Source organism: Gordonia sp. YC-XJ4, assembly GCF_059511865.1.
Genome location: NZ_CM183447.1, coordinates 2131691 through 2154493, shown reverse-complemented (window position 1 = coordinate 2154493; position 22803 = coordinate 2131691). Strand labels below are relative to the sequence as shown.

Genomic DNA, 22803 nt, shown 5'->3' with positions numbered 1-22803 from the left:
CCTATTGGTTGACAGAGCACCCCGCCAGTGGATTCCTCGACGGCATGGCTCTGCCAGGATCGCAGCTCTCCTCTCCGAAGGACTCCACCCCATGTCTCTCTCTTCCGATCACCCGGACGCGGCGCCGTCCGTGACAGCCGCTCTGACCGCCGACCACCACTCCACCGAAACCGCCGTCGCAGTCGTCGACGAGCGCCGACTGCTCAAGACCATGCATTGGTACGACGGCTTCGTGATGACGCTGTCCAACCCCGGTTTCATCATTGCCGGGATCGGCTACACGACCGGCCAGATCGGCGCCCTCGGTGCGCTCGCCTTCTGGCTCGGGTCGATGGTCATCGCCGTGTTGCAGAACAAGATCTACACCGAACCGGCAACGATGTTCCCCGAGCACTCCGGCGGTATCGCGATGTACGCCTTCGAGGGATGGCGGTCACGGTTCAGCCTCGCCGGTCCCATGTCGGCCATCGGTTACTGGGCCGGGTGGTCGTCGGTCCTGGCGATCTTCGGGCTCACCACCGGTAGTCTCGTTCAGGCCCAATGGTTTCCAAGCCAGACCTGGAGTGTCACCCACATCGTCCACCTCGATCTGCCCCGACTGATCGCGGTGGGCCTGATCATCGCGTTGTGGATCATCAATTCGCTGGGCGTCAAACCGATGAAGCTGATGGGCTACCTCACCGGCACACTCCTGTTCGTTCCGCTGATCCTGTTCATGATCGTCCCGTTCTTCCTGTCCGACTTCTCGTTCTCACACCTCTCCTGGGGGCTGCTCGGCGCTGCGGGCAGTCCTTGGGGTGCAGTACAACTCGGACTCGTCTGGCTCTACCTCAACGCGTGGTCGGCCTACGGGATCGAGGTGTGTGCGACATTCGCCCCGGAATACCACGACACCGAACGCGACACCCACAAGGCGCTGATCCGCTCGGCCATGTTCTGCCTCGGCGTCTATGCGCTCCTGCCCGTGGCACTCGGCGGCGTGGTGAGCCAGCAAGCGATGGCCGATGCACCCATGGGCTTCTACGCCGATCTCCTCCATCGCGAAATCGGTGGTGCCGCATCGAATGTCGTCATCATCTTCATGATCGGCAGCTTCCTGCTCGGGATGAACGCGGCGAGTGCCGGCGGCGCCCGCACCCTTTACGGCATGGCTCGCAGTGGCATGACGATCACGTGGTTCGACCACGTCAACAAACACAATGTGCCCAATCGCGGAATGTATGTCGACGTCGTCCTCAACATCTGCGCCGTGCTGCTGCTCCCGACAACGGTTGCGGTGCTCGCGGCGAGCAACATGGGCTACGTACTCTGCCACGTCTTCGCGCTGTCGGCGGTCCTGCTGCTACGCAGGGACCGCCCCGACCTGCCCCGCCCCATGCGGCTGTCAACCCCCTGGCTGTGGGTGGCCGCCGCACTGGCCCTCTTCAACTGCCTGCTGCTCGCGGTCGGCGCAACCTCGTTCTCGATGACCGGATACGGCGGAATCCGGGAGTTCATCGTGGGCCTGGCACTGTTGGTGCTCGGCTGCGCCCTCTACATCTACCGCCGTGTGGTGCAGGACCGCGCCCGGTTCACCGTGCGGGACCAGACGATGGACATCCCGGTCGTCACACAGGCCGCAGTTGCAGGCGCGACGGTGTCGAGGACCACAGGGGAAACGGCATGACCGCGACCGTCGGGCTGACCGTACGATGCTCCTGCGGAACCAGTACCGCACAGTTGATGAGCTCCGCATCGCCACGATGGTCCTGTCCCGACTGCGCCACGGGTTGGCACGCCGACGGAGTACAGGCGGTTATCAACGGCGCCAACGAGTTACGCAGAATCAGGTTGTCGATCATGCTCGCGGCGGCAGCACTGCTCGTGGTCGCGGTGACGCTGATCGCGATCAACCCGCACTGGGGCCTGTGCGTCCCCGTCCTCGCCGGCGGGCTGGCACTTCTCGCCAGACCCACCTACCGGCGGCGGTTGACCAACGCACGCCGGCTGCTGGGTACGGCGATCACTCTCTCGCGCGAGTCGGCCCCCTCCTGACCTGTGCCGCGCAACGATCTCATCCGTCGGCACGCACAGCGAGCGCGGGAAGGGAGGTGGTGATCAGGGTGAGGAGCTCAGCCCGGGAAATCGGTGCGTCGGCGAGCCAATTGATCGTCACCTCCTCGACGAAGGCAATCCACCCGGCGACCGCCAACCGCACCGACGCGGTGCTCTCGATGCCGAGCCCGCCCGCGCGCTCGAGAATCCGCTCGACCATGACCGTCCGAGTCTGGTCGGTGACGGCTCGCATCGCCGGGTCGGCGCTGGCCGATCCGCGGATCAACGCCATGTACGCGGTTCGGTTCTCGGTGACGTAGTCGACGAACGCCGACATCGACGCTCCCAAGATCAGCAGCGGATCCCCCAGGGAGTCATCGGGTGCTGTGCAATCGAGCATCTCCTGCGCCTGGGCGCGCGCGATCGCCACATGAAAGTCCTGTTTGGACTCGAAATAATGGAACAGCAGGGCGCGCGACACCCCGGCCACCTCGGCGATGGCGTCGATGGACACCTGCTCCAGGGGTCGGTTGCCGACCATCTCGAGACCGAGTGCGATCAACTGGTCACGTCGCGCCGACGGACTCATGCGGGTACGACGGCCGGAAGTACCGGAACCCGAGGTACCCGGACTCGAGATGCTGGTCTTCGACGTGCTCACGGGGTACATCGTAGCTTATTGATTCTTGTTCAATAGCTATTGACGTTCGTTCAATAGCTCACTAAGCTCAGTCACCATGACAACGCATGATGTAGAGATCGCCATCGTCGGAGCCGGGTTCTCCGGCCTCGGCGCGGCCATCAAACTCGCGCAGCGCGGCATCGACGATTACGTCATCCTCGACCGCGGCAGCGACTTCGGCGGCACCTGGCGCGACAACACCTACCCCGGCGCCGCCTGCGACGTGGCGTCGAACCTGTACTCGTACTCGTTCGCACCGAATCCCGAGTGGTCGCGCTCCTACTCCCATCAGCCGGAGATCCACCGCTACATCAACGCCGTCGCCGACGAGCACGGCGTACGCGCGAAGGCACGATTCGGCACCGAGGTCACCGAAGCCCGCTGGGATGAGGACACCGCCCACTGGATCGTCTCGACGGTCACCGACGGCGCCGAGAACACCTATCGCGCACGTCATCTCGTCGGTGCGGTCGGCCCGCTGTGCGAGCCGAACCTTCCCGACATCGACGGCATCGACTCGTTCGGCGGCACCATCATGCACTCGGCCCGCTGGGACGACTCGGTGGACTTCGCCGGCAAGCGCGTCGCGGTGATCGGCACCGGCGCCTCGGCGATCCAGATCGTTCCCGAATTGGCCAAGGTCGCCGGACATCTCGACGTCTATCAGCGCACCGCGCCGTGGATCGTTCCGCGCACCGAGCGTCCCTACACCCCGGTCGAGCACTGGGCCTTCACGCACATTCCGGCCGTTCAAACCGCCTCACGGGCCGGCATCTACACCTTCAACGAGTTCATCGCCTTCGGCATGACGTATTCGCCGAAGGCACTCAAGCCGGTCGAAATGCTGGCCCGCGCCAACATCTTCCGCGGAATCCGCGACCCGCAACTGCGCAAGGCCGTCACCCCCGACTTCCAGATCGGCTGCAAGCGCATTCTGCGATCCAACACCTGGTACCCCGCCCTCGATCGCGCGAACGTCGATCTGGTCACCGATCCGATCACGCGGGTCACCGAGACCGGCATCGTCACCGCCGACGGCACGGCCCACGACATCGACATCCTGGTGGTGGCGACCGGCTTCCACGTCACCGACTCCCCGGTCTTCTCCCACATCGTCGGCGTCGGTGGACGCAGCCTGGCGAATGTATGGGACGAGATCGGGATGCAGGGGTACAAGGGCTCATTCGTCCACGGTTTCCCGAACATGATGCTGATGATCGGTCCGTCGACCGGTCTGGGCCACACCTCGATGGTGTACATGATCGAGTCCCAGCTGAACTATCTGGTCGACTACATCGCCACCGTGCGCGCCCGCGGGGCGACGCGCGTGGAGGTGACCGAGGCCGCACAGCGCCGCTACAACGCCGGCATCGCCCACAAACTCCGCAACAGCGTCTGGGTCAACGGCGGATGCGCCTCCTGGTACAAGGACGTCCACGGCAACATCACCACGCTGTGGCCGGGGTTCACCTTCGACTTCCGGCGCGAGACAAGAAAATTCGACGTGGCCGCCTACGACATCAGCCATGCCGCGAGCACCGTGCCCGCGCAACTCACCTCCGCTCCCACCGCCGGCGTCGGCGCCTGAACACTCCCACCACACGAAAGAAGGCACTCATGAAGGACTTTCGCGACAAGGTCGTCGTCGTCACCGGCGCGGGCTCGGGTATGGGCCGCGACCTCGCGGTCAAGCTCTCCCGTCTCGGCGCGAAACTGGCCATCTCCGATGTGAATCCGGACGGACTCGCGGTTACCGAGAGGCTGATCACCGAGGCCGGCGGCGAGGTGCACACGCAGATCCTCAACGTCGCCGAGCGCGAGGCCGTCCTCGACTATGCCGAGACCGTCGTCGCCCATTACGGCCGGGTCAACGTCATCTTCAACAATGCCGGGATCGCTCACCACGGCGAGATCGAACGCACCGAGTTCAAGGACATCGAGCGCGTCGTCGACGTCGACTTCTGGGGAGTGGTCAACGGCACCAAGGCTTTCCTGCCGCACATCATCGCCTCCGGCGACGGTCACATCGTCAACACCTCGTCGCTGTTCGGCCTCCTCTCCGAGCCCGGCCAGGCCGCCTACAACGCTGCGAAGTTCGCCGTCCGGGGATTCACCGAAGCGCTCAATCAGGAGATGATCGTCGCCAAGCACCCGGTCAAGGTGTCGTGTGTGCACCCGGGTGGCATCAAGACCGCGATCGCCCGCAACGCCACCGTTTCCGGCGATCACGACGCCACCGCGACAGCGAACTTCTTCGATCGCTACCTCGCCCGCATGACCTCCGAGGATGCTGCCGACGTCATCATCAACGGCGTCCGCAAGAACAAGACGCGCATCCTGGTCGGCACCGATGCCAAGTTCCTCGATCTGTGGGTGCGCCTGGTCGCCTCGAAGTACCAGTGGGTCATGGCCAAGGGCACCGCACTGGCGTTGACGCGGGCCAAGTAGGCACGCTCAGATCTGGTGCACGTCAGATCTGGTGCTCATTGAGCCAATCTGCGGCCAGATCCGCCGGATGCGCGCCGGCCCGGACCTTGCCGGCGAGTGTCGCGAGGTCGGCGGTGGTGATCTCGCCGGCCACCCGATTCACGGCCTTCACCTGATCGCGGGTCAGCGCCGCAGTCCGATACACCGGCACGAGTGTCTCGGGCTGCGGTCCGACGCCCCGGCCGGCCGAGCCGGCCAGGGCGGGTAGCGCCTCGACGAGGCCGGCCGGCCCGGAGGCCGAGTCGCCACCGATCTGCAGCGGCGTGAGCAACCCGAGCGCGGTGCCCGATGCCGTCCGCTCGAGCACGGTGTGTACATCGGCAACCCGTTGTACCGGCCCCATCCGGCATCCGGCGTCGGCGAACGCCTGCAGGGTCGCCGGATCGGGCTCGCCGGTCGTGACCACCGGCAGGTCGGCGGGCAGTCTCCCGCAACCCGAGAGGTCGCTCACCCCGGCCGTCGTGGCCAGCGAGGTCGCGACGAACAACTGCGGGGTGGCACTCACCGGCGTCGCGTCGCCGACCGAGACACCTTGCGGCAGAGAATGATTCAGATCGACATACAGGGCGTCGGAGTTGGGATCACCAGCGGCGGCACCATCCGCGGCGGGCTGCGTGGACGGTGCCGGCGATACGGGCGAGGTCGCCGCCTGCGCCAGCGAGGGCGCGAGTTCGGTCAGCAACCGACCGGTGAATGCCGGGAAGAGATCGACGTCGCCCCGCTGCATCGCGTCGAGTTGCGCGGTGTCGCCGCCGATTCTCGGGTCGACCGCGACGTGCGCACCCGCGGTGCGCAACGCGCCCGCATAGATCTGTGCCATCACGAGCGACTCCGGGGTTCCGGAGGAGCCCATCACCAACGGCCTGTTCTCGTCCGGGCCCGCATCGTCTCCGCCGCCGCTGCCGCATCCGGCAAGCGCCGCGACCAGCACCAGAACGGCTGACAGGATCGCCGGGGCCGCGCCGCGGCGCACTCGTTGTCGCACGGCACTCACCGTAGCGTGCCGGTCACCCGCCGGCGGCGATGAACCCGGCCACCGAGTCGGCGATGAGTTGCACGGCGATGGCCGCGAGAAGCAGACCCGCGATCTTGGCCAGCAGCGTGATGCCGCCGACGCCGAGGATGCGGATGAGCACCGTCGAGTACCGCAGCACGATCGCGACGACGATGTGCACGCTGACGATGGCGGCCGCGATGGCGAGGTAGCCGCCCGCGTCACCGGAGACCCCGCTGACCCCGACGATGACCGCGGCGATCGCACCCGGTCCCGCGAGCAGCGGTGTGCCCAGCGGCACCAGCGCGACGTTGACGTCCTCGGAGGCCTGGGGCGACCCGGCGCTGCCCAGCCCCGTCAGCAGCTGCAGCGCCACCAGCAGCAGAAGCAGACCGCCGGCGCCCTGCAGTGCGGGGATACCGATGTGCAGGTAGTTCAGGATCGCCTTGCCGCCGATGGCGAAGATGCTGATCACCAGCAGACTCACCAGCGGGGCCTGCCAGGCGGCACGGCGCCGGTACTCCGGCGTCCGGTGACCGACCAGTGACAGGAACAGGGGGATCTGCCCGGGTGGGTCCATGATGACCAACAGGGTGATCAGGGTCGTCGTGTAGACCGTGACGTCGAAGGACACGCGCTGATCTTACGGGCGGCGCGTACCATCCCAGGCGTGCCATCGATGCCCCATCTACGCCCCGGCCTCGGATTCACCACCGGCCGTCGCGAGCGACGGCCGCTGCCGAAGATCCCGGTACCCATCGCCCGGGCGATCGTGGACTGCGCGGTCTATATCGACGGGCATCGGCAGCCGGGACGGATCGGCTACTCCGAGGCCCTCGAGCAGGTGCGCAGTACGGGTGAGGGTTTCGTCTGGCTCGGTCTGCATTCACCCGACGACGAGCAGATGACCGGTGTCGCGGAGGTCTTCGGGCTGCACGAGCTCGTCGTCGAGGACGCGGTGCACGCCCACCAACGCCCCAAACTCGAGATCTACGACAACACCCAGTTCTTGGTACTGCGCACGGTCAAGTACGTCGAACACGAATCGATCGAGCAGGCCAGTGAGGTCGTCGAGACCGGCGAGATCATGATCTTCACCGGCCCCGACTTCGTGATCACGGTGCGCCACGGCGATCACACCCACCTGTCGGGATTGCGCCGACGCATGGAGGCTCGTCCCGAACGCCTCGCCCTGGGCCCGACCGCGGTCATGCACGCCATCGCCGACCTCGTCGTCGACAGCTACCTCGCGGTCAGCGAGAAGATGGAGACCGACCTTCTCGCCATCGAGAGTTCGGTGTTCGGCAACAAGAAGCGTTGGCTCGACATCGAACCGGTGTATCTGCTCAAACGCGAGGTGCTCGAACTTCGCCGCGCGGTGACCCCGCTGACCAATCCACTGTCGCGGCTGACCTCGAATAATCCCTTGGTGCCCAAGGAGATCCGACGCTATCTGCGCGACGTCGCCGATCACCTCACGACCGTCGTCGACCGCGTAGTGGAGTACGACGAGGTCTTGTCGTCGCTTCTCGACGCCGCCGCGGCCAAGGTCGGCATCCAGCAGAACAGCGATATGCGCAAGATCTCCGCGTGGGTGGCGATCGGCGCCATCCCGACGATGGTCGCGGGCCTCTACGGCATGAACTTCGACATCCTGCCAGGCATGCATGATGCGCAGGGCTTCGGTCTGGTCTGCCTGTTCCTGGTGGTGGTCTGCGGCGCACTGTGGGGGGCGTTGCGGCGCAATCACTGGCTGTGAAGACACTGGCTGTGAAGCGTTGTACGGCAACCAGTTTCAGAACATGGAATTCGGGTTCGCCGAGGTCGAGGGAACGTCCTGGATGACGTCCCAATGCTCGACGATCGTGCCGTCGGCCACACGGAAGATGTCGACGACCGCCTGACCGCGATCGCCGGGACCGTTCACCGAGTGGACGTGCAGATAGACGAGGTCCCCGTCGGTCGCGCTCCGCACGATCGTGCTGCGCGACTGCGGGTTCTGCGCGAACGACCCGGCGAAGAAGTCGACGAACGGCTTCTTGCCGTCGGGCACCAGCGGGTTGTGTTGTTTGTACGTATCGGCCACCACCGAGGCTGCCGAGACGTCGTGGCGGTTGAAGAAGTTGTCGTAGAAATCGACGACCAGTGCACGATTCGCCTCTTCGGCACCGAGGTTGCGTCCCCCGTCGTCCCGGGTGTCCGCGTCACCTGAACCGGCGCAGGCCGCCAGCACCAGCAGGCCGGACAATGCGGCCACCATCGCACTCGCAACGCGTCGACGAACCGTCCATGCCGTGGCCGTCCCCGTCATCCTGATCCCCGTCATCTTCATCGCCTCCAAGACGTGTACCGCGACCGTGTGGCCCGGGATCGTGTCACTGCGGGTTGTGATCAACCCATCGACGAGCGTAGGAACAGCAGCTGCCGATGTCCCGGTAGTAGAGTGTCGGGTATTGGTAGAAAACAGACACCCGAGATCCGTGAGATCCGGTATCGGCGACTTCCCCGCCCCGTCGACTCGCTCGAGATCACGACGATCGAGGCACTCCGGCAGGGTGCACGCGAGTCGGAATTCACTGGGCCACAACGGATCAACTTCGAGCTCATCGTGTGGATCGAGCGTGGGACCATCACTCATGAAGTCGATTTCGCCCGGTACGAATTGGGTCCCGGTGACGTCTTGTGGGTACATACCGGCCAGGTTCAGCGATGGGGTGACATCGCGGCCGTCGACGGGATCGTGTGCATGATGCCCGCCACCGCGCTCGACACCGCGCTCACCGATCGGCTGGACCGGATCGGCGGATGGGCACGGTCGCACTGGCCCGCCGACGGTCCGGGCGCTGCACAGGACTTCGCGATGCTCCTGTCCCACTATCGGCGTTCCCGAGATCTCGTCGGCCACGACGCCGAGGCCTACGACGCCGCGATGGTCCTGCTGACCTCGGGTGTACTGATGATGTTGGCGTCACATGACCTCGGCGACGCGACGTCCGAATGCGGCGGGCACGAACTGCTGTGGCGGTTCCGCGCCGAAGTCGATCGTCACCATGCGCAGCGACGATCCACCCGGTGGTACGCACGTCGTCTCGGCTACTCGGAGCGAACACTGCACCGAGTGGTGCTCGCTCATCTCGGGGTGACTCCGCGCCGGGTGATCGAGGATCGAATGGTGTTGGAAGCCAAACGAATGTTGGTACACGAGTCCGGTTCGATCTCGACCGTGGCACGCTCACTCGGTTTCGACGACCATTCGAACTTCACGAAGGTCTTCAAACGATCGACCGGCCTGACCCCCGGCGAGTTCCGGGCATCGAGTCGCTGAACCACTCCCCCTCACATGGTGGCCGGTGACCGCGCCGGATCGGCAAGGTCGATATCGGCCTCGGCCCACGCCTCACGCAGCGCCTCGACACCCTTGAGGCGCAGCCATGCCGCTTCGTTCGCGGTGATCGGGATCGCCCGCAGGAAGCGCACCGGGTCCATCGGGGCCGGTAACCCCAGCGTACCGAGATCATCGTCGGAGACCATGACTGCGGTGAAAGGCGCACCGTCCCAGAGTGGTTCGCCGAGATCGAGGAGCGCGTCGGCCACCAGCACCAAGCCCTCGACGGCCGGGGCCGCGGCCAGTGTCGCCAGCCGTCGATGCAGGCCCGGCAGCGCAGTACCGGCGTGCATACGAACGACCAGTTCGGCCCGCGGGCCGCGCACCGGGTCCGGATTCAGGTCGGACGGATCGGTCATCGGATGCCGCGCACAACCGACCGTGACGTAGACGACCTCGGTGCCGAGAACAACGCGCACCACGTCGATCGGCTCAACCCCGAGGAAGGTCACCGAGGCGCGCTGCGGCGCCCCGCCGAGAGAGTCGACGAGGTATCGGTTGATGGCATCGGTGGTGGAGTCGCTCACGACCCCCACGGTAATGGCAACGCGCCGTCATGGACGTGGGAGGCGTCGGTGCAGCGGATTAGTGCTCACAGGTGTCCGCGCGCGTGCCGTGGACGGGACGGTTGAGACCACCGCGGGCGCTTCGGCGCTCGAGCGCGTCGCGTCCTGCAGCCGCATGGCGGTACTCGAGCCGGCACCGAGCGCAGGTGCCCGCACCCGCCGCGGCGCCGCATGTCCGCAGTCGGGACAAGTGATCGCGTCGGGGACCGCAGCCATCGAATAGTGTCGTTCGACTATCGCGCACCGCCGGTCACACCGGAACACATAGGTCGGCATGTCGGCCACCCTAGCCCGATCGGTGTCATCCCGCCTCGGATTGAGCTGCGAACTCAGACAACGTCATACGCTCGTAACGCGCATTGGCTGCGAAACCGATACGAACGTAGTTGAATAGTTCCACCCGGAAACAACCACGTCTCACGGAGGTTCTGTCGATGCCCGAGCTCCTCTTTCCCCTCGATTCCGCGAAGCCCTTCACCGAGCAGCGTCACATCGGGCACAACCGTTGGCATCCCGACATCCCGCCCGCGGTGACCGTCAAGCCCGGGGACACCTTTCGCGCACATTGCCGGGAATGGTTCGACGGCGCGATCCACAACGACGACTCCGCCGACGACATCCTCAACGCCCCACTCAACAACGTCCACACCTTGTCGGGGCCGTTCGCGATCGAGGGCGCCGAGCCGGGTGACCTGCTGATCGTCGACATCCTCGACGTCGGGCCCATCCCGCAAGAGGATTCGGGACCGCTGGCAGGCCAGGGCTGGGGGTACACCGGCATCTTCGCAAAGCTCAACGGCGGCGGCTTCCTCACCGAACAGTTCCCCGACGCCTACAAGGCGATCTGGGACTTCGCCGGCCAGTCGGCGACGAGTCGCCATGTGCCGCATGTGAAGTACACGGGCATCGTTCATCCGGGGCTGATGGGCACGGCTCCGTCGGCGGAGTTGCTCGGCCGGTGGAATGCGCGCGAGGCCGCGCTCATCGCCACCGATCCGAACCGCGTGCCCCCGCTGGCACTTCCGCCGGAGCCCGACGGCGCAATCCTCGGATCGCTGACCGGCGACGAGTTCACACGGGTCGCGGGCGAAGGAGCGCGCACCGCTCCCCCTCGCGAGAACGGCGGTAACCAGGACATCAAGAACCTCACCAAGGGCACCCGCGTCTTCTACCCGGTCTTCGTGCCCGGCGCCAACCTGTCCTTCGGCGATCTGCACTTCTCCCAGGGCGACGGCGAGATCACCTTCTGCGGTGCCATCGAGATGGGTGGCTTCATGGATCTCCACGTCGACCTCATCAAGGGCGGGATGGAGACCTACGGCGTCAGCGAGAACGCGATCTTCATGCCCGGCAACACCGATCCGCAGTATTCGCAGTGGATTGCCTTCTCGGGCACGTCGGTCACCCTCGACGGTGAACAGCGGTATCTCGACTCGGACCTGTCCTACCAGCGTGCATGTCTGCACGCCATCAACTATCTGACCAAGTTCGGGTACAGCCCCGAGCAGGCTTACCTGCTGCTGGGCTCGGCACCGATCGAGGGACGCCTCTCGGGAGTGGTGGACATACCGAATTCGTGTGCGACGGTGTACATCCCGACCGCGATCTTCGACTTCCCGGTGGCCCCGTCGACATCGGGGCCGGTGCAGATCGACCCGGGGATGGGCGCGCCGCATTCGGCGTTCTAGGCGCGTCCGCTCAGTCCAGTCGGTGGATCGGACGTGAATATCGACGGTGCCGATCGACGGCAGACCGGAACCCGAACCAGCACAAGCGGTCTCGAGCTCCTCGCTGCCTTCGTCACACCTCGACCGGCGGACATAGGAACTCCGACCGGACCCGACTCCGCTCAGCCGGTCAGATCCATCGCCCCAAGGGCGCCAAGCGCACTCGCCAGTCGGGCCCCCGGCCCGTCGGCGTCGTCGATCACCCCGGCAACCGCGGACGAGCGCGCGATGCGCGCCTTCGACCGCGAATGGAGCATGGCGCCCCGTCGGGTGGCGAAGACCACCACCCGACGTCGGTCGGTCTCGTCGGGCCGCCGGTGCACGAGGTTCTCGTCGATCATCCCGTCGATCAGGCGGGTCAGGCTCGGCCCGGGCAACAAGGTGACCGCAGCCAGTTCCGACATCGACCTGCCCGTTCCGCCCTCCAGCGCCGCCAGAACGTGCCACTGCGCCGTCGTGAGACCGTCCAGCTCGGCTGCGACCGCTGAGTCAAGATGCGCCGCAGCGATATTCAGCAGACGTGACAGCTCCTCGACGGCAGCGGCACGCGCATTCGGGGCACTGGACATGATGAGCCATCGTATCGTGAACCCCTCCGGTGCGACAGCGCAGCCGGCGTTGCGCAACCGTCGATTCGTGGGACACTGTGCAGGTCAGCACGTATCCACCCCGGGAGTCGGTTGTGGCCTCACCAGTGGTTCTCAGAGGCGACGACGCCACCCTCGACGTCGCTCTCGCAGTACCGCTGAGCGGTCCGGCCGGCATGTTCGGTCCCTCGTGCGAGGCGAGTGCCGAACTGGCCGTCGCCGATGTCAACGCGGCCGGCGGCATCCTCGACCGCCCGGTTCGGGTGCATCTCGTCGATGCGGGCGCACCCCTGAACCGGTTGTCGGGCACCGTCGACCGCCTCGTCACCACCGGACGCGTGGAGAGTGTGATCGGGTGGCACCTGTCCAACGCGCGCAACGTGATCACCCCGCACACGGCCGGGCGGGTGCCATACGTGTACACGACGTTCTACGAGGGTGGCGAGGACGCCGACGGCGTGTACATGGTGGGTGAGACCCCCGATCAGCAGTTGTTCCCGGCCATCCGATGGCTGCGCGAGAACCGAGGAATCCGACGCTGGTGCGTGATCGGCAACGACTACGTGTGGCCTCGCGCGACCTCTGCACGTACCCGCGACTTCCTCCATGGCGCGCACATGGACTTCCTCGGCGATCACTTCGTCCCGCTGCGCGGCCGGGATTTCGGGTCTGCATTGCAGATGATTGCCGACACCCGCCCCGACGGGGTGCTCGTCCTCATGGTCGGCGCCGACGCCGCCGCATTCCACCGTGCGTTCGCCGCGGCGGGTCTCGACGAACAGCACATCCGGCTGTCGATGATGATCGGTGAGGACGTGCTGTGCGGCTGCGGCGCCGAGGCCACCCACGACCTCTACACGGCGTGCGGATACTTCGAAAGTGTGGTCACCCCCGAAGGTCTCGAGTTCGGGTCCCGGTACGAGCGCCGATTCGGCCGCTCGGCACCGGCATTGAACAACATCGGCGAATCCTGTTACGAGGGGCTGATGCTGCTTGCGGCGCTCGCCCGGGCCGCGGGCTCGCTCGACACCGCCACGATCGGCCGGACGACGCGCGGCGTGACCTACCGCGGACCGCGGGGCGAGGTCGAGCTCTGTGGCCGGCACACCCGTCAGCCGGTGTACCTCGCGCAAGCCGACCACCTCGCGTTCGACGTGATCACCGAACTGACCGCCTGACGCATCGACTCCTCGCCCGATCCGGACGTTCCACACCGGGGCGACGGTCGATTACGGTGTGCATGTGGTGAACATCCTGGCGGTCGCCGACGAGGTGGTGGAGTCACTCACCTTCGGGGTGGGCATCGAGACCAAACCCGACCTCATCCTGGGCGCGGGCGATCTTCCCTACAAGTATCTCGACGTGCTGTCGAGCCTGTGCGATGCGCCATGTGTATTCGTTCCGGGCAACCATGACGGTGATCTGCGCGGTTACCGGTCCTCGCGTGCCGGCTGGACCCGCGCGGGATTGCCGACCAGCTATCCCGGGCCCGAGTGCGCGGTCAACGCCGACGGTCGGACGGTGACGGCGGCCGGCGTCCGGATCAGCGGCCTCGGGGGCAGTATCCGCTACAACTCCGGTCCCAATCAGTACACCGAGGCGCAGCAACGGTTGCGGTCGTGGTTGTTGCGCGCCCGAGGCGGTGTGCGTGCCACCCGCCCGCACATCCTGCTCACCCATTCGCCGGCACGCGGCGTGGGCGACGCCGAGGACCGGCCGCACCGCGGGTTCTCGTGTTTCCACCCACTGGTCGACCGACTCCGACCGAAGATCATGGTGCACGGGCACATCCATCCCTACGGTGCGCATCCGCGTGACCTGATCATCGGGACCGATACCGTGTCGATGAACGTCGTCGGCTACTGCCAGTTCGATTTCGACACCGACACCGGAGATTTCAGGATCGTGAGGCGCAGATATGGCTCGTGACACCGGATTCCCGGACGCCGACGCCGAGAATGACTTCCAGCGGATGCGCCGGCACGCCGAACTCGCCCGGCTGACACAGTGGTTCACCCGACAACCCGCCGACGTCAATGCGATCCTCCCCTTCGACGAGGTCGTCGCCGCATTGGGCCGCACCGGCGAGACCTACCTGGGACTGCAGACGGTCGAGGTGGCCTCGATCGTCGGAAGTGTGGACCGCACCAAGGATTTCGACCGCTACTTCCGCCCGACGTCAGCCCGGATTCGCAGCCGGTGGCAGCGACTCGCGGCCGCGCAGCGGCGCGGTGAATCGATGCCCCCGGTGCGGCTGTACCGGATCGGTGGGATGCATTTCGTCATCGACGGACACCACCGCATCTCGATCGCCATCGCACGACACCTCGACACCATCGAGGCCTACGTCACCGAGATCCACACCCGCATCTCCCCCGAGGGCATCAATGTGCCCGGCGACCTCCTCCTCAAGGACCACCGCCGCCTGTTCCTCTCACGGGTGCCGCTGTCGGGTGCACAGGCCGACACCATCCGGTTCGCCGACCCCTTCGACTACGCCGAACTCGCAGAGGCGGTGGAGGCCTGGGGCTTCCGTCTCAGCCAAGAGGTGGGCGAATTTCTCGGCCGTACCGAGGTGGCACGGCGGTGGTTCGGTGAGGAATTCCTGCCGGTCATCCGTATGGCCCGACGCGCCGATGTCCGGTCCGACCTCGACAGCGACGCCGAACTCTACCTGTGGCTCGCGTGCGAGCGCTATCGCCTGGTGCGCAAGCACATCTGGGACGACGAGATCATCGACGAACTCCGCGAACAGCCTCGGCGTCGGCGCCGATGATCACCTGTCGACGACCGCGGCGCTCATCCCTTCGACAGTGCCGGCCCGCCTGCAACCGAATTCGCTGGTGCACCACGCAGACTCGCGCCGGATTGCTGGTCGAAGACGGTGATCTTGGTGGGGTCGAAGTAGAGTTCGGCGGTACTGCCGCGGCGGATCTGTGATTCGGGGGAGAGTCGGGCGATCATTTCGCCGCCGCCGAGGGTGGCACCGGAGTCGGCGGACAGTTCGGCGAGTGCGTCATTCGCCGGACCCTGGGAGTCGATACGGAAATAGGCGTAGTTGTCCGATCCCATGGATTCGAGGACGTCGATCCCGACCGTGAACGTCCTTCCCCGCGACAAGGTGTCGGCATCGATGAGGTGGGCGTCCTCAAGGTGTTCGGGGCGGATACCGACGAGGACCTCCCCGTTGCTGTTGACCCGGGCTGCCGCATCGGTGACCTGTTGCTGATCGTGCAGCGCAATCGTGCCGATCGGGGTCGACACCCCGTCGGCGCCGAGTCGTCCGGGCAGGAAATTCATGGCGGGTGAGCCGATGAAGCCGGCGACGAAGATGTTGGCGGGGTTGGTGTAGAGCTCTTGGGGGGAACCGATTTGCTGGACATACCCCGAGCGCATGACCACGACCCGGTCACCGAGGGTCATGGCTTCGGTTTGGTCGTGGGTGACATACACGGTGGTGGTACCCAGGCGTTGTTGCAGCCGGGAGATCTCCGCGCGCATCTGCACCCGCAGTTTCGCATCCAGATTCGACAGCGGTTCATCCATCAGGAACGCCTTCGGGGAACGCACGATCGCCCGGCCCATCGCGACGCGCTGGCGTTGCCCACCGGATAGATTCGCCGGTTTCCGATCCAGGTAGGGCCCCAGGTCGAGGATGCGGGCGGCTTCGTCGACCTTCGCGGCGACCTCGGCTTTCGACAGTTTCGCCAGGGTCAGTGGGAACGCGATGTTCTCCCGCACCGACATGTGCGGATACAGGGCATAGGACTGGAACACCATGGCGATGTCGCGGTCTTTGGGGGCGCGTTCGTTGACGCGTTGCCCGGCGATCCGTAGCTCCCCGCTGGTGATGTCCTCGAGGCCGGCGATCATGTTCAGGGTGGTCGATTTCCCGCACCCGGACGGGCCGACGAGGATGATGAACTCGCCGTCGGCGATATCGATACTCACCTCATGCACCGCGGTCGAGCCGTCGGGATAGGTTTTGCTGACGTGGTCCAAAACGATGTCTGCCATGGGTTTATCCCTTCACCGCGCCGGAGGTCAACCCGGCCACGATTCGACGTTGGAAGAACAACACGAAGATGATGATCGGAATGGTGATCACGACCGCGGCCGCGGCGATCGACCCGGTGGGTTCCTCGAACTGGGAACTCCCGGTGAAATTCGCGATCGCGACCGGCGCGGTGATCGCCCGTTCGGTCGAGGTCAATGACAACGCCAGCAGCAGGTCGTTCCACGCGAAGATGAACACCAGGATCGCCGCGGTCACCACCCCCGGCGCGGCCAACGGGGCGATCACCTTCCGGAACGCCTGGAACGGGGTCGCGCCATCCATTTTCGCGGCCTTCTCCAACTCCCACGGGATCTCCCGGAAGAACGCCGAGAGCGTGTAGATCGCCAACGGCAACGCGAAGGTGATGTAAGGCAGGATCAACCCCGGCCACGTGTCGAACAACCCCAGGGTGCGTTCGATATTGAACAGCGGGGTGACCAGCGAGATCTGCGGGAACATCGCGATCAACAGGGCCGCCCCGATCAACAGGCGTTTACCCGGAAAGTCCAAACGGGCCACCGCATAGGCGGCCATCGTGCCCAACACCACCGCGATCACCGTGGTGATCAACCCGATCCCGATCGAGTTGATCAACGCCGAGGTGAACGCGCTCGTGGAAAAGATCGACGAATAGTTCTCCCACGTCCACTCCTTCGGGATGAACGAGCCGTCGGTGACACTCGAGGCGGGTTTGAATGACAAACTCACGATCCACAACAAGGGGATGATCGCATACAGGATCACCAGGATATTGGCGATCGCCCACCAGAATTTCGGTTTGGCTCCGGTCTTCACCGCCCCTTACCTCCCCTCGTTGTCCGAGCCCGGTGCCGCAGTACCGAACCCCTTGATGAAGATGAACGCGATGATCGCCACACACACGAAGATCAGGATCGAGATCGCCGACCCCACACCAAGATTGAAACCCTTGAACAGATTGTCGTAACCGAGCATCGACACCGAATACGTGTTGTTCGACCCGGCGGTCAACACATAAATGTTGTCGAACACCCGGAACGCGTCCAGAGTACGGAACAGCAACGCCACCAGGATCGCCGGTTTCATCAACGGCAAAATGATGCGCCACAACCGCGTCCACGCCCCCGCCCCGTCGACCTGGGCGGCCTTCAACAAATCATCGGGCACCAACGCCAACCCGGCCAGCAACAACAACGCCATGAACGGGGTCGTCTTCCAGACCTCGGCCAACACGATGATCGCCAACGACGGCCACTGCTGGGTCAACGGGGCACTCCCATCCGGCAACAGATTCGCCAGATACCCCGTCCCCGGCGTCCACGCGTAATACCAAGAGAACGCCGCCGCGACCGTCACAATCCCGTACGGAATCAACACCACGGTGCGAATCGTGCCCCGCCCGAACAACGTCCGATGCATCACCAACGCGATCGCCAACCCCAACACGAACTCGATGACCACCGACACCACCGTGATGCCCAACGTCACCCCGAACGCCGTCCACCAATACCCATCCGAGAGCACCGTCCCGTAATTGGCGAACCACACGAACTCACGCTTACCCGGCGCCGACAAACTCGCCTTGTTCAACGACAGCCACACCGCATAGATGATCGGATACCCCGTCACCACCGCCATCATCACCACCGCAGGCAACACCAACCAAAACGCCAACCGACGCTCGGCCTTCTTACCCTCACTCCGCTTCGGAGCGGCTACCGGCGGCGCAGGGCGATCGATCACCGCGGTGGCCGGTGCGGCCCGCGTCGGGCCGGCTGCATCGGCATCCGGAACCCGGCCTGCCGCCGATGATTCCGCAGGCGCTTCCCACACCGGGGAATGCACGGTGGGCCCGAAGGTGTGCGGAGCGGTCACGTCGAGACCGGGTTCGGCTGGGGCCGTGGGCTGTTCACCCTCCGGCATCGCGTGCCGGCCGCGTCGTGAGGCCTCGTTGTCGTCGTTGGTCATGGGATGATGCCCTCCCCGTTGATCGCCTTCTGTACCGCATCGGCGAGCTGATCGACCAGATTCTGTGGGTCCCACGCCCCGACCGGTGACAGTTTGGCCTGGACCAGCGTCGAGATGGACTGGTATTGGGGCGATTTCGGACGCAGCGCCGCGTGGTCGGGTTCGAGCTGCAGCTTGATGTCGTCGGCCATGGGATAAGCCGCCCGGAACTCCGGGTCGGAGTAGAGCGACGAGATCACCGGCGGCGTACCCGCGTTGAGGCTGTAGTACTTCTGCGCGTCGGCGCTCGTCAGGCACATCGCCGCCTTGAACGCGAGATCCTTCTGCTGCGAGGTGCTGGCGACGGCGATGTTGAGTCCGCCGAGCGTGCTCTTGGCGGGCAGATCACCGACCCCCGGATACGGTCCGAAGTCGAACTTCTGACGTACAGCCTTGGTCACCGGCGCCAACTGCGCGTCGGTGGGCGAGTTGTTCGGGTCGGCGAACAGATTCTTGTACTTCTGCAGATCCGTCAGATACGGGACACTGCCCGCCGATGCATTCTCTCTCATCGAGGCGAGCACGAACGGCCAATTCACCTCGTAGAGCGCCGATCCGTTCTCCATGCCGAGGCGCGAGCTGGTCTCGTCACCGTTGGTCAGCGACGGATCGTGGCCCGGCGCGGTCGCCACCGCCTTGAGGATCTGCAGGGCCTTGACCGTCGCGGCACGGTGGGCCGGGGTGTCGTTCAGCGTCACCTTGCTGGGGTTGTCGGGGTCGACGATCTGACCGCCGGCACTGGCCAACACGGAGTTGAACCACACCATCAGACCTTCATACTGCTTGCCCTGCACCATGATCTGGCCGGGACCGCCCTTGCCGAGACTGACCTGGGCCTGTTCGAGCATCCGCTCCCAGTTGGTCGCAGCGGGCTGGCGGACCGTATCGGCGAGAACGTCCTTGCGATACCAGAGCAGCTGGGTGTTGGTCCAGATCGGGATGGCGTAGAGGCGCTCGGCGGCATCACCGGGCGTCTTCCACTGCGCTGTCTCCAGCGGACCCCCGAGCGTGCGCGCGGTGACCTGCGCGACGAGATCGTCGGGCACCGGGACAAGCCAACCGGCGTCGGCGAACTCGGCCGTCCACACCACGTCCATGCCCATCAGGTCGAGGCTGTGATCATTGCCCGACAGACGTCGGGCCAGTTGCAGCCGCTGATCGTCGGCGGCCTTGGGCAGCGCGGTGGTGACGATCCGGTATTCGCCGCCGGACTCCTTGGAGCACTTGTCCGCCTGGACCTTCACCGAATCCGCGCCGTCAGCAGGCGGATACAGATTCAGCACGCCCGCCTCGTACCCGGACCCACAGGCCGTCACGATCGGCGCCAGCGTGGCCAGCGCGGCGGCGGCGATGACCACCTTGCCGCGGATCCCCAAAGACGACTTCCGGTTTCGCGACCCGTCACCGGGGTCTCGACTCGCACCGCCCATCCTGCGCCGCACGCGGCCTCCTCCATGTCGTGCACATGACGACGCCGACGCGTTGTGCGCGACGCGATCATGGCCGTCTCGGAGGTTACGCTATCCCGACATGTATGTGACGGGCAACACAATGTGTGCGGCCGTGCCAATTCGAGACCGTGTTGATCAGAGCGGGGTGGATCACGGCGAGCCGATCAGGCCCGGGATCGTGTGAGCTGTCTCAGGGGTTCAGTCGGGCCAGCATGTTCCGCGCCTTCTCCGCGCTCTTGGGATCACACAGCACGTCGTAACGTCCTGCCACCAGTTGCATGGTCGAGGCGAAATCGCGTTGACCGCGGGTCGCCGCATAGGGAATGGTCGCCGAGATCAGACCGAAGATGACACCGCCGACGAGACCGAAGAGGATCGGCACCAGCGGATTTCCGGAGACGACGATCGAGACCAGCAAGCCGAAGAACAGACCCAGCCACGCTCCCGACACGATGCCGCCACCGATGACCTTGCCCCACGTCAGCCGTCCGATGACGCGCTCGACCTGCATCAGGTCGACGCCGACGATCGTGACGTCCTCGACGGTGAAGTGCTCGTCGGACAGATAGTCCACCGCCCGCTGGGCCTCGGCGTAGGTCGAATACGAGCCGATCGGCCAACCCTTGGGCGGCGTCGGCAGACCCGGCGTCTGCCGCGACGGCTGCATGGGATTGGTCATTTCTCACTCCTTGCGGGTCAGTCGGGTCCGCGACCGGCCTCGGGTCCTCGACCCGCCGCCGGCATGTCTACGTCCCCGGGTGCGATGCCACTACCCTTACTCCCATGTCGGCGGTGAGCAAGGTGTTCGTGGCCAGGTTAGTCGGATTGGCCGTCCTTGGCCCGGACGGCGAATCGATCGGGCGTGTGCGCGACGCGGTGATCTCGGTGCGGTTGCCCGGCCAGCAGCCGCGCGCACTCGGACTCGCGGTGGAATTGACCACGCGGCGCCGCATCTTCGTCCCCATGCTCCGGGTGACCTCGATCGAACCCAACGCGGTGACACTCAACACCGGAACGGTCAGCCTGCGCCGGCTGCATTTGCGTCCGGGCGAGGCGCTGGCGATCGGGCAGATCCTCGACACCCGGGTCCGCGTCGTCGACCCGGATCTGCCCGATCTCGCCGGAATCGACGTGCCCGTGGTCGATCTCGGCATCGAACGCACCCGCACCCGCGACTGGGTGGTGGCCCGCGTCGCGGTGCGCACCGGCCGACGGGGACTGCGCCGCGGCGAAACCCACGTCGTGGAGTGGTCCAATGTGCGCGGTATGACACAGAGCAGCCTCGACCTGCCCGGGCAGGGGGTGGCTCAGGCCCTCCTGCAGTTCGAGGGCATGCGTGCCGCCGACGTCGCCAACGCGTTACGCGAGTTGCCGGTCAAGCGTCGCGACGAGATCGCCTCGGCTCTCGACGACGAACGTCTGGCAGACGTCTTGCAGGAGTTGCCGCCCGATGATCAGAAGAACTTGTTGTCGCATCTGGAGCTCGACCGCGCCGTCGATGTGCTCGAGGCGATGGATCCCGATGACGCCGCCGACCTGCTCGGCGAGCTCTCCGACACCGAGGCCGAGTCGTTCCTGGCGCGCATGGACCCGGAGGATTCCGAACCGGTGCGCCGACTGCTCACCCACTCCCCCGACACCGCGGGCGGACTGATGACCTCCGAGCCGATCATCGTCACCCCGGCGACCACGGTCGCCGAGGCACTCGCGCGGATCCGCAACCCCGACATCAACCCGGCCGCTGCAAGTCTGGTCTTCGTCGTCCGCCCCCCGACCTCCACGCCCACCGGGAAATACCTCGGCTGCGTGCATGTACAGGCGCTGCTGCGAGAGCCGCCCGCCAACATCGTGGGTGGCATCCTCGACACCGATCTGGCCCATCTTCGACCGGAGGACTCCCTGGAGACCGTGACCCGCTACTTCGCGACCTACAACCTGGTGTGCGGGCCGGTCGTCGACGACCAGCACCACCTGCTCGGCGCGGTGAGCGTCGACGACCTCCTCGACCAACTGCTGCCGCGTGACTGGCGCGAGACCGAGCCGATCGACTCGGCCGAAGAGGTGCGGTCGTGAGCGAACCCCGGGGCCGCAGGCTGGATACCCCTCGCGAGCGTCGGCGTCCGGCCTTCAACCTCGACTCCGACGTCGTCGGCGTCTACAGCGAACGCATCGCCCGTTTCCTCGGAACCGGCCGCTACCTCGCGATCCAGACCGTGATCGTGGTGGTGTGGATCGCCATCAACCTGTTCGCGGTGTCGCTGCGATGGGATCCCTACCCGTTCATCCTGCTCAATCTCGCCTTCTCCACCCAGGCCGCGTACGCGGCGCCGCTGATCCTGCTCGCGCAGAACCGTCAGGAGAACCGCGACAAGGTCGCGCTCGAGGAGGATCGCACCCGCGCCGCGCAGACCAAGTCCGATACCGAGTTCCTCGCCCGCGAGCTGGCGGCGGTGCGCCTGGCCGTCGGTGACACCGTCACCCGCGACTACCTGCGCAAGGAACTCGACGACCTGCTCGACGACCTCGCCGACCGGCTGGCCAACCGCGACCTCGACCAACCGTCGGATCACGTCTCCCGTCGAGGTAGCCCCGACCGGGCGTAACACCGCACCCGAGATCACCGACTACACCTTCGGATCGGTCGTCTCCCCGTGTCAGGCGTTCCCAGGGTTCCCATCCCCGGATTCCAATCCCTGAGTTCACCGACTGGGACATCCGACCCATATGTATGGTGGACCACAGTGCCGGTCGGCTGCCGCTCGTGTCACCCACGAGACCCGGCCCGACCGCATCCGCTCTCTCGGGGGGCGACGACGGGTGGACGTTGACAACGGAGTGAACGACGTG

General features: G+C 65.7%; 23 protein-coding genes. 12 read left to right on the top strand and 11 right to left on the bottom strand.

Features of this window, described 5'->3' with window-relative positions; all coding sequences use genetic code 11:
* Positions 1-91: 91 nt before the first annotated feature.
* Positions 92-1666, top strand: coding sequence for an APC family permease (locus tag AC5ZH6_RS09510; protein WP_094602303.1), 1575 nt, complete (start codon positions 92-94; stop codon positions 1664-1666).
* 173 nt (positions 1667-1839) lie between these two features.
* Positions 1840-2034, top strand: coding sequence for a hypothetical protein (locus AC5ZH6_RS09505; RefSeq protein ID WP_496168975.1), 195 nt, complete (start codon positions 1840-1842; stop codon positions 2032-2034).
* Positions 2035-2053: 19 nt separating this feature from the next.
* Here AC5ZH6_RS09505 and AC5ZH6_RS09500 read toward each other — a convergent pair whose 3' ends face one another.
* Positions 2054-2623: a TetR/AcrR family transcriptional regulator gene (locus AC5ZH6_RS09500; RefSeq protein WP_006368557.1), complete on the bottom strand. Its 570-nt coding sequence runs from the start codon at positions 2621-2623 to the stop codon at positions 2054-2056.
* Between the two features lie 148 nt (positions 2624-2771).
* Here AC5ZH6_RS09500 and AC5ZH6_RS09495 point away from each other — a divergent pair, with 148 nt between their 5' ends.
* A complete protein-coding gene (locus tag AC5ZH6_RS09495) occupies positions 2772-4304 on the top strand; it encodes a flavin-containing monooxygenase (protein ID WP_094602301.1) in 1533 nt (510 codons plus the stop codon).
* Between the two features lie 29 nt (positions 4305-4333).
* Positions 4334-5164, top strand: a complete 831-nt coding sequence (locus AC5ZH6_RS09490; protein ID WP_006368559.1) for an SDR family NAD(P)-dependent oxidoreductase — start codon at positions 4334-4336, stop codon at positions 5162-5164.
* 22 nt (positions 5165-5186) lie between these two features.
* On the opposite strand, the gene AC5ZH6_RS09485 is transcribed toward AC5ZH6_RS09490, so the two are convergent.
* On the bottom strand, positions 5187-6176 hold the full coding sequence (locus tag AC5ZH6_RS09485; RefSeq protein ID WP_014359610.1) for a glycine betaine ABC transporter substrate-binding protein: 990 nt from the start codon (positions 6174-6176) through the stop codon (positions 5187-5189).
* A 34-nt stretch (positions 6177-6210) separates the two neighbouring features.
* Positions 6211-6831: a MarC family protein gene (locus tag AC5ZH6_RS09480; protein WP_006368561.1), complete on the bottom strand. Its 621-nt coding sequence runs from the start codon at positions 6829-6831 to the stop codon at positions 6211-6213.
* Between the two features lie 45 nt (positions 6832-6876).
* Between AC5ZH6_RS09480 and AC5ZH6_RS09475 the strand changes: the two genes are divergently transcribed.
* The gene (locus AC5ZH6_RS09475) at positions 6877-7956 is read left to right on the top strand and encodes a magnesium and cobalt transport protein CorA (protein WP_006368562.1); all 1080 of its coding nucleotides are present in this window, start codon (positions 6877-6879) and stop codon (positions 7954-7956) included.
* 36 nt (positions 7957-7992) lie between these two features.
* Here AC5ZH6_RS09475 and AC5ZH6_RS09470 read toward each other — a convergent pair whose 3' ends face one another.
* Positions 7993-8523 carry a nuclear transport factor 2 family protein gene (locus AC5ZH6_RS09470; RefSeq protein ID WP_231386688.1) on the bottom strand — a complete coding sequence of 177 codons (531 nt, stop codon included), beginning with the start codon at positions 8521-8523 and terminating at the stop codon, positions 7993-7995.
* 117 nt (positions 8524-8640) lie between these two features.
* Between AC5ZH6_RS09470 and AC5ZH6_RS09465 the strand changes: the two genes are divergently transcribed.
* Complete coding sequence (locus AC5ZH6_RS09465; protein WP_094602300.1) at positions 8641-9522, top strand: helix-turn-helix domain-containing protein; 882 nt, start codon at positions 8641-8643, stop codon at positions 9520-9522.
* A gap of 11 nt (positions 9523-9533) precedes the next feature.
* Here the strand turns inward: AC5ZH6_RS09465 and AC5ZH6_RS09460 are convergent, their stop codons facing one another.
* A complete protein-coding gene (locus tag AC5ZH6_RS09460) occupies positions 9534-10109 on the bottom strand; it encodes a suppressor of fused domain protein (protein WP_014359606.1) in 576 nt (191 codons plus the stop codon).
* A 473-nt stretch (positions 10110-10582) separates the two neighbouring features.
* On the opposite strand from AC5ZH6_RS09460, the gene fmdA reads away from it, so the two are divergent.
* Entirely contained in the window at positions 10583-11836 is a 1254-nt protein-coding gene (gene fmdA / locus AC5ZH6_RS09455) for a formamidase (protein ID WP_079929316.1), read from the top strand.
* Between the two features lie 161 nt (positions 11837-11997).
* On the opposite strand, the gene AC5ZH6_RS09450 is transcribed toward fmdA, so the two are convergent.
* Complete coding sequence (locus tag AC5ZH6_RS09450; RefSeq protein WP_006368569.1) at positions 11998-12444, bottom strand: MarR family winged helix-turn-helix transcriptional regulator; 447 nt, start codon at positions 12442-12444, stop codon at positions 11998-12000.
* Between the two features lie 113 nt (positions 12445-12557).
* On the opposite strand from AC5ZH6_RS09450, the gene AC5ZH6_RS09445 reads away from it, so the two are divergent.
* From AC5ZH6_RS09445 to AC5ZH6_RS09435, 3 genes are all read left to right on the top strand, one after another.
* Positions 12558-13640, top strand: coding sequence for a substrate-binding domain-containing protein (locus AC5ZH6_RS09445; protein WP_231386689.1), 1083 nt, complete (start codon positions 12558-12560; stop codon positions 13638-13640).
* A gap of 64 nt (positions 13641-13704) precedes the next feature.
* Positions 13705-14391 (top strand): metallophosphoesterase family protein, encoded by a 687-nt coding sequence (locus AC5ZH6_RS09440; protein WP_014359602.1) that lies wholly within the window; start codon positions 13705-13707, stop codon positions 14389-14391.
* Positions 14381-15238 (top strand): hypothetical protein, encoded by an 858-nt coding sequence (locus AC5ZH6_RS09435; protein WP_006368500.1) that lies wholly within the window; start codon positions 14381-14383, stop codon positions 15236-15238. The genes AC5ZH6_RS09440 and AC5ZH6_RS09435 overlap by 11 nt, the downstream gene beginning before the upstream one ends.
* Positions 15239-15261: 23 nt before the next feature.
* On the opposite strand, the gene AC5ZH6_RS09430 is transcribed toward AC5ZH6_RS09435, so the two are convergent.
* The 5 genes from AC5ZH6_RS09430 to AC5ZH6_RS09410 all read right to left on the bottom strand — a co-directional run bounded on the left by AC5ZH6_RS09430 (position 15262) and on the right by AC5ZH6_RS09410 (position 20635).
* Positions 15262-16479 (bottom strand): ABC transporter ATP-binding protein, encoded by a 1218-nt coding sequence (locus AC5ZH6_RS09430; RefSeq protein WP_006368499.1) that lies wholly within the window; start codon positions 16477-16479, stop codon positions 15262-15264.
* A 4-nt stretch (positions 16480-16483) separates the two neighbouring features.
* Positions 16484-17314 (bottom strand): carbohydrate ABC transporter permease, encoded by an 831-nt coding sequence (locus AC5ZH6_RS09425; RefSeq protein ID WP_006368498.1) that lies wholly within the window; start codon positions 17312-17314, stop codon positions 16484-16486.
* Positions 17315-17320: 6 nt separating this feature from the next.
* Positions 17321-18466, bottom strand: a complete 1146-nt coding sequence (locus AC5ZH6_RS09420; protein ID WP_006368497.1) for a carbohydrate ABC transporter permease — start codon at positions 18464-18466, stop codon at positions 17321-17323.
* Entirely contained in the window at positions 18463-19881 is a 1419-nt protein-coding gene (locus tag AC5ZH6_RS09415) for an extracellular solute-binding protein (protein ID WP_006368496.1), read from the bottom strand. The genes AC5ZH6_RS09420 and AC5ZH6_RS09415 overlap by 4 nt, the downstream gene beginning before the upstream one ends.
* A gap of 265 nt (positions 19882-20146) precedes the next feature.
* Positions 20147-20635 (bottom strand): YflT domain-containing protein, encoded by a 489-nt coding sequence (locus tag AC5ZH6_RS09410; RefSeq protein ID WP_006368495.1) that lies wholly within the window; start codon positions 20633-20635, stop codon positions 20147-20149.
* Positions 20636-20739: 104 nt separating this feature from the next.
* Here AC5ZH6_RS09410 and AC5ZH6_RS09405 point away from each other — a divergent pair, with 104 nt between their 5' ends.
* Both AC5ZH6_RS09405 and AC5ZH6_RS09400 read left to right on the top strand, forming a co-directional pair.
* A complete protein-coding gene (locus AC5ZH6_RS09405) occupies positions 20740-22029 on the top strand; it encodes a magnesium transporter MgtE N-terminal domain-containing protein (RefSeq protein ID WP_006368494.1) in 1290 nt (429 codons plus the stop codon).
* Entirely contained in the window at positions 22026-22559 is a 534-nt protein-coding gene (locus AC5ZH6_RS09400; protein ID WP_006368493.1) for a DUF1003 domain-containing protein, read from the top strand. Before AC5ZH6_RS09405 ends, AC5ZH6_RS09400 begins: the two co-directional genes overlap by 4 nt.
* Positions 22560-22803 lie beyond the last annotated feature (244 nt).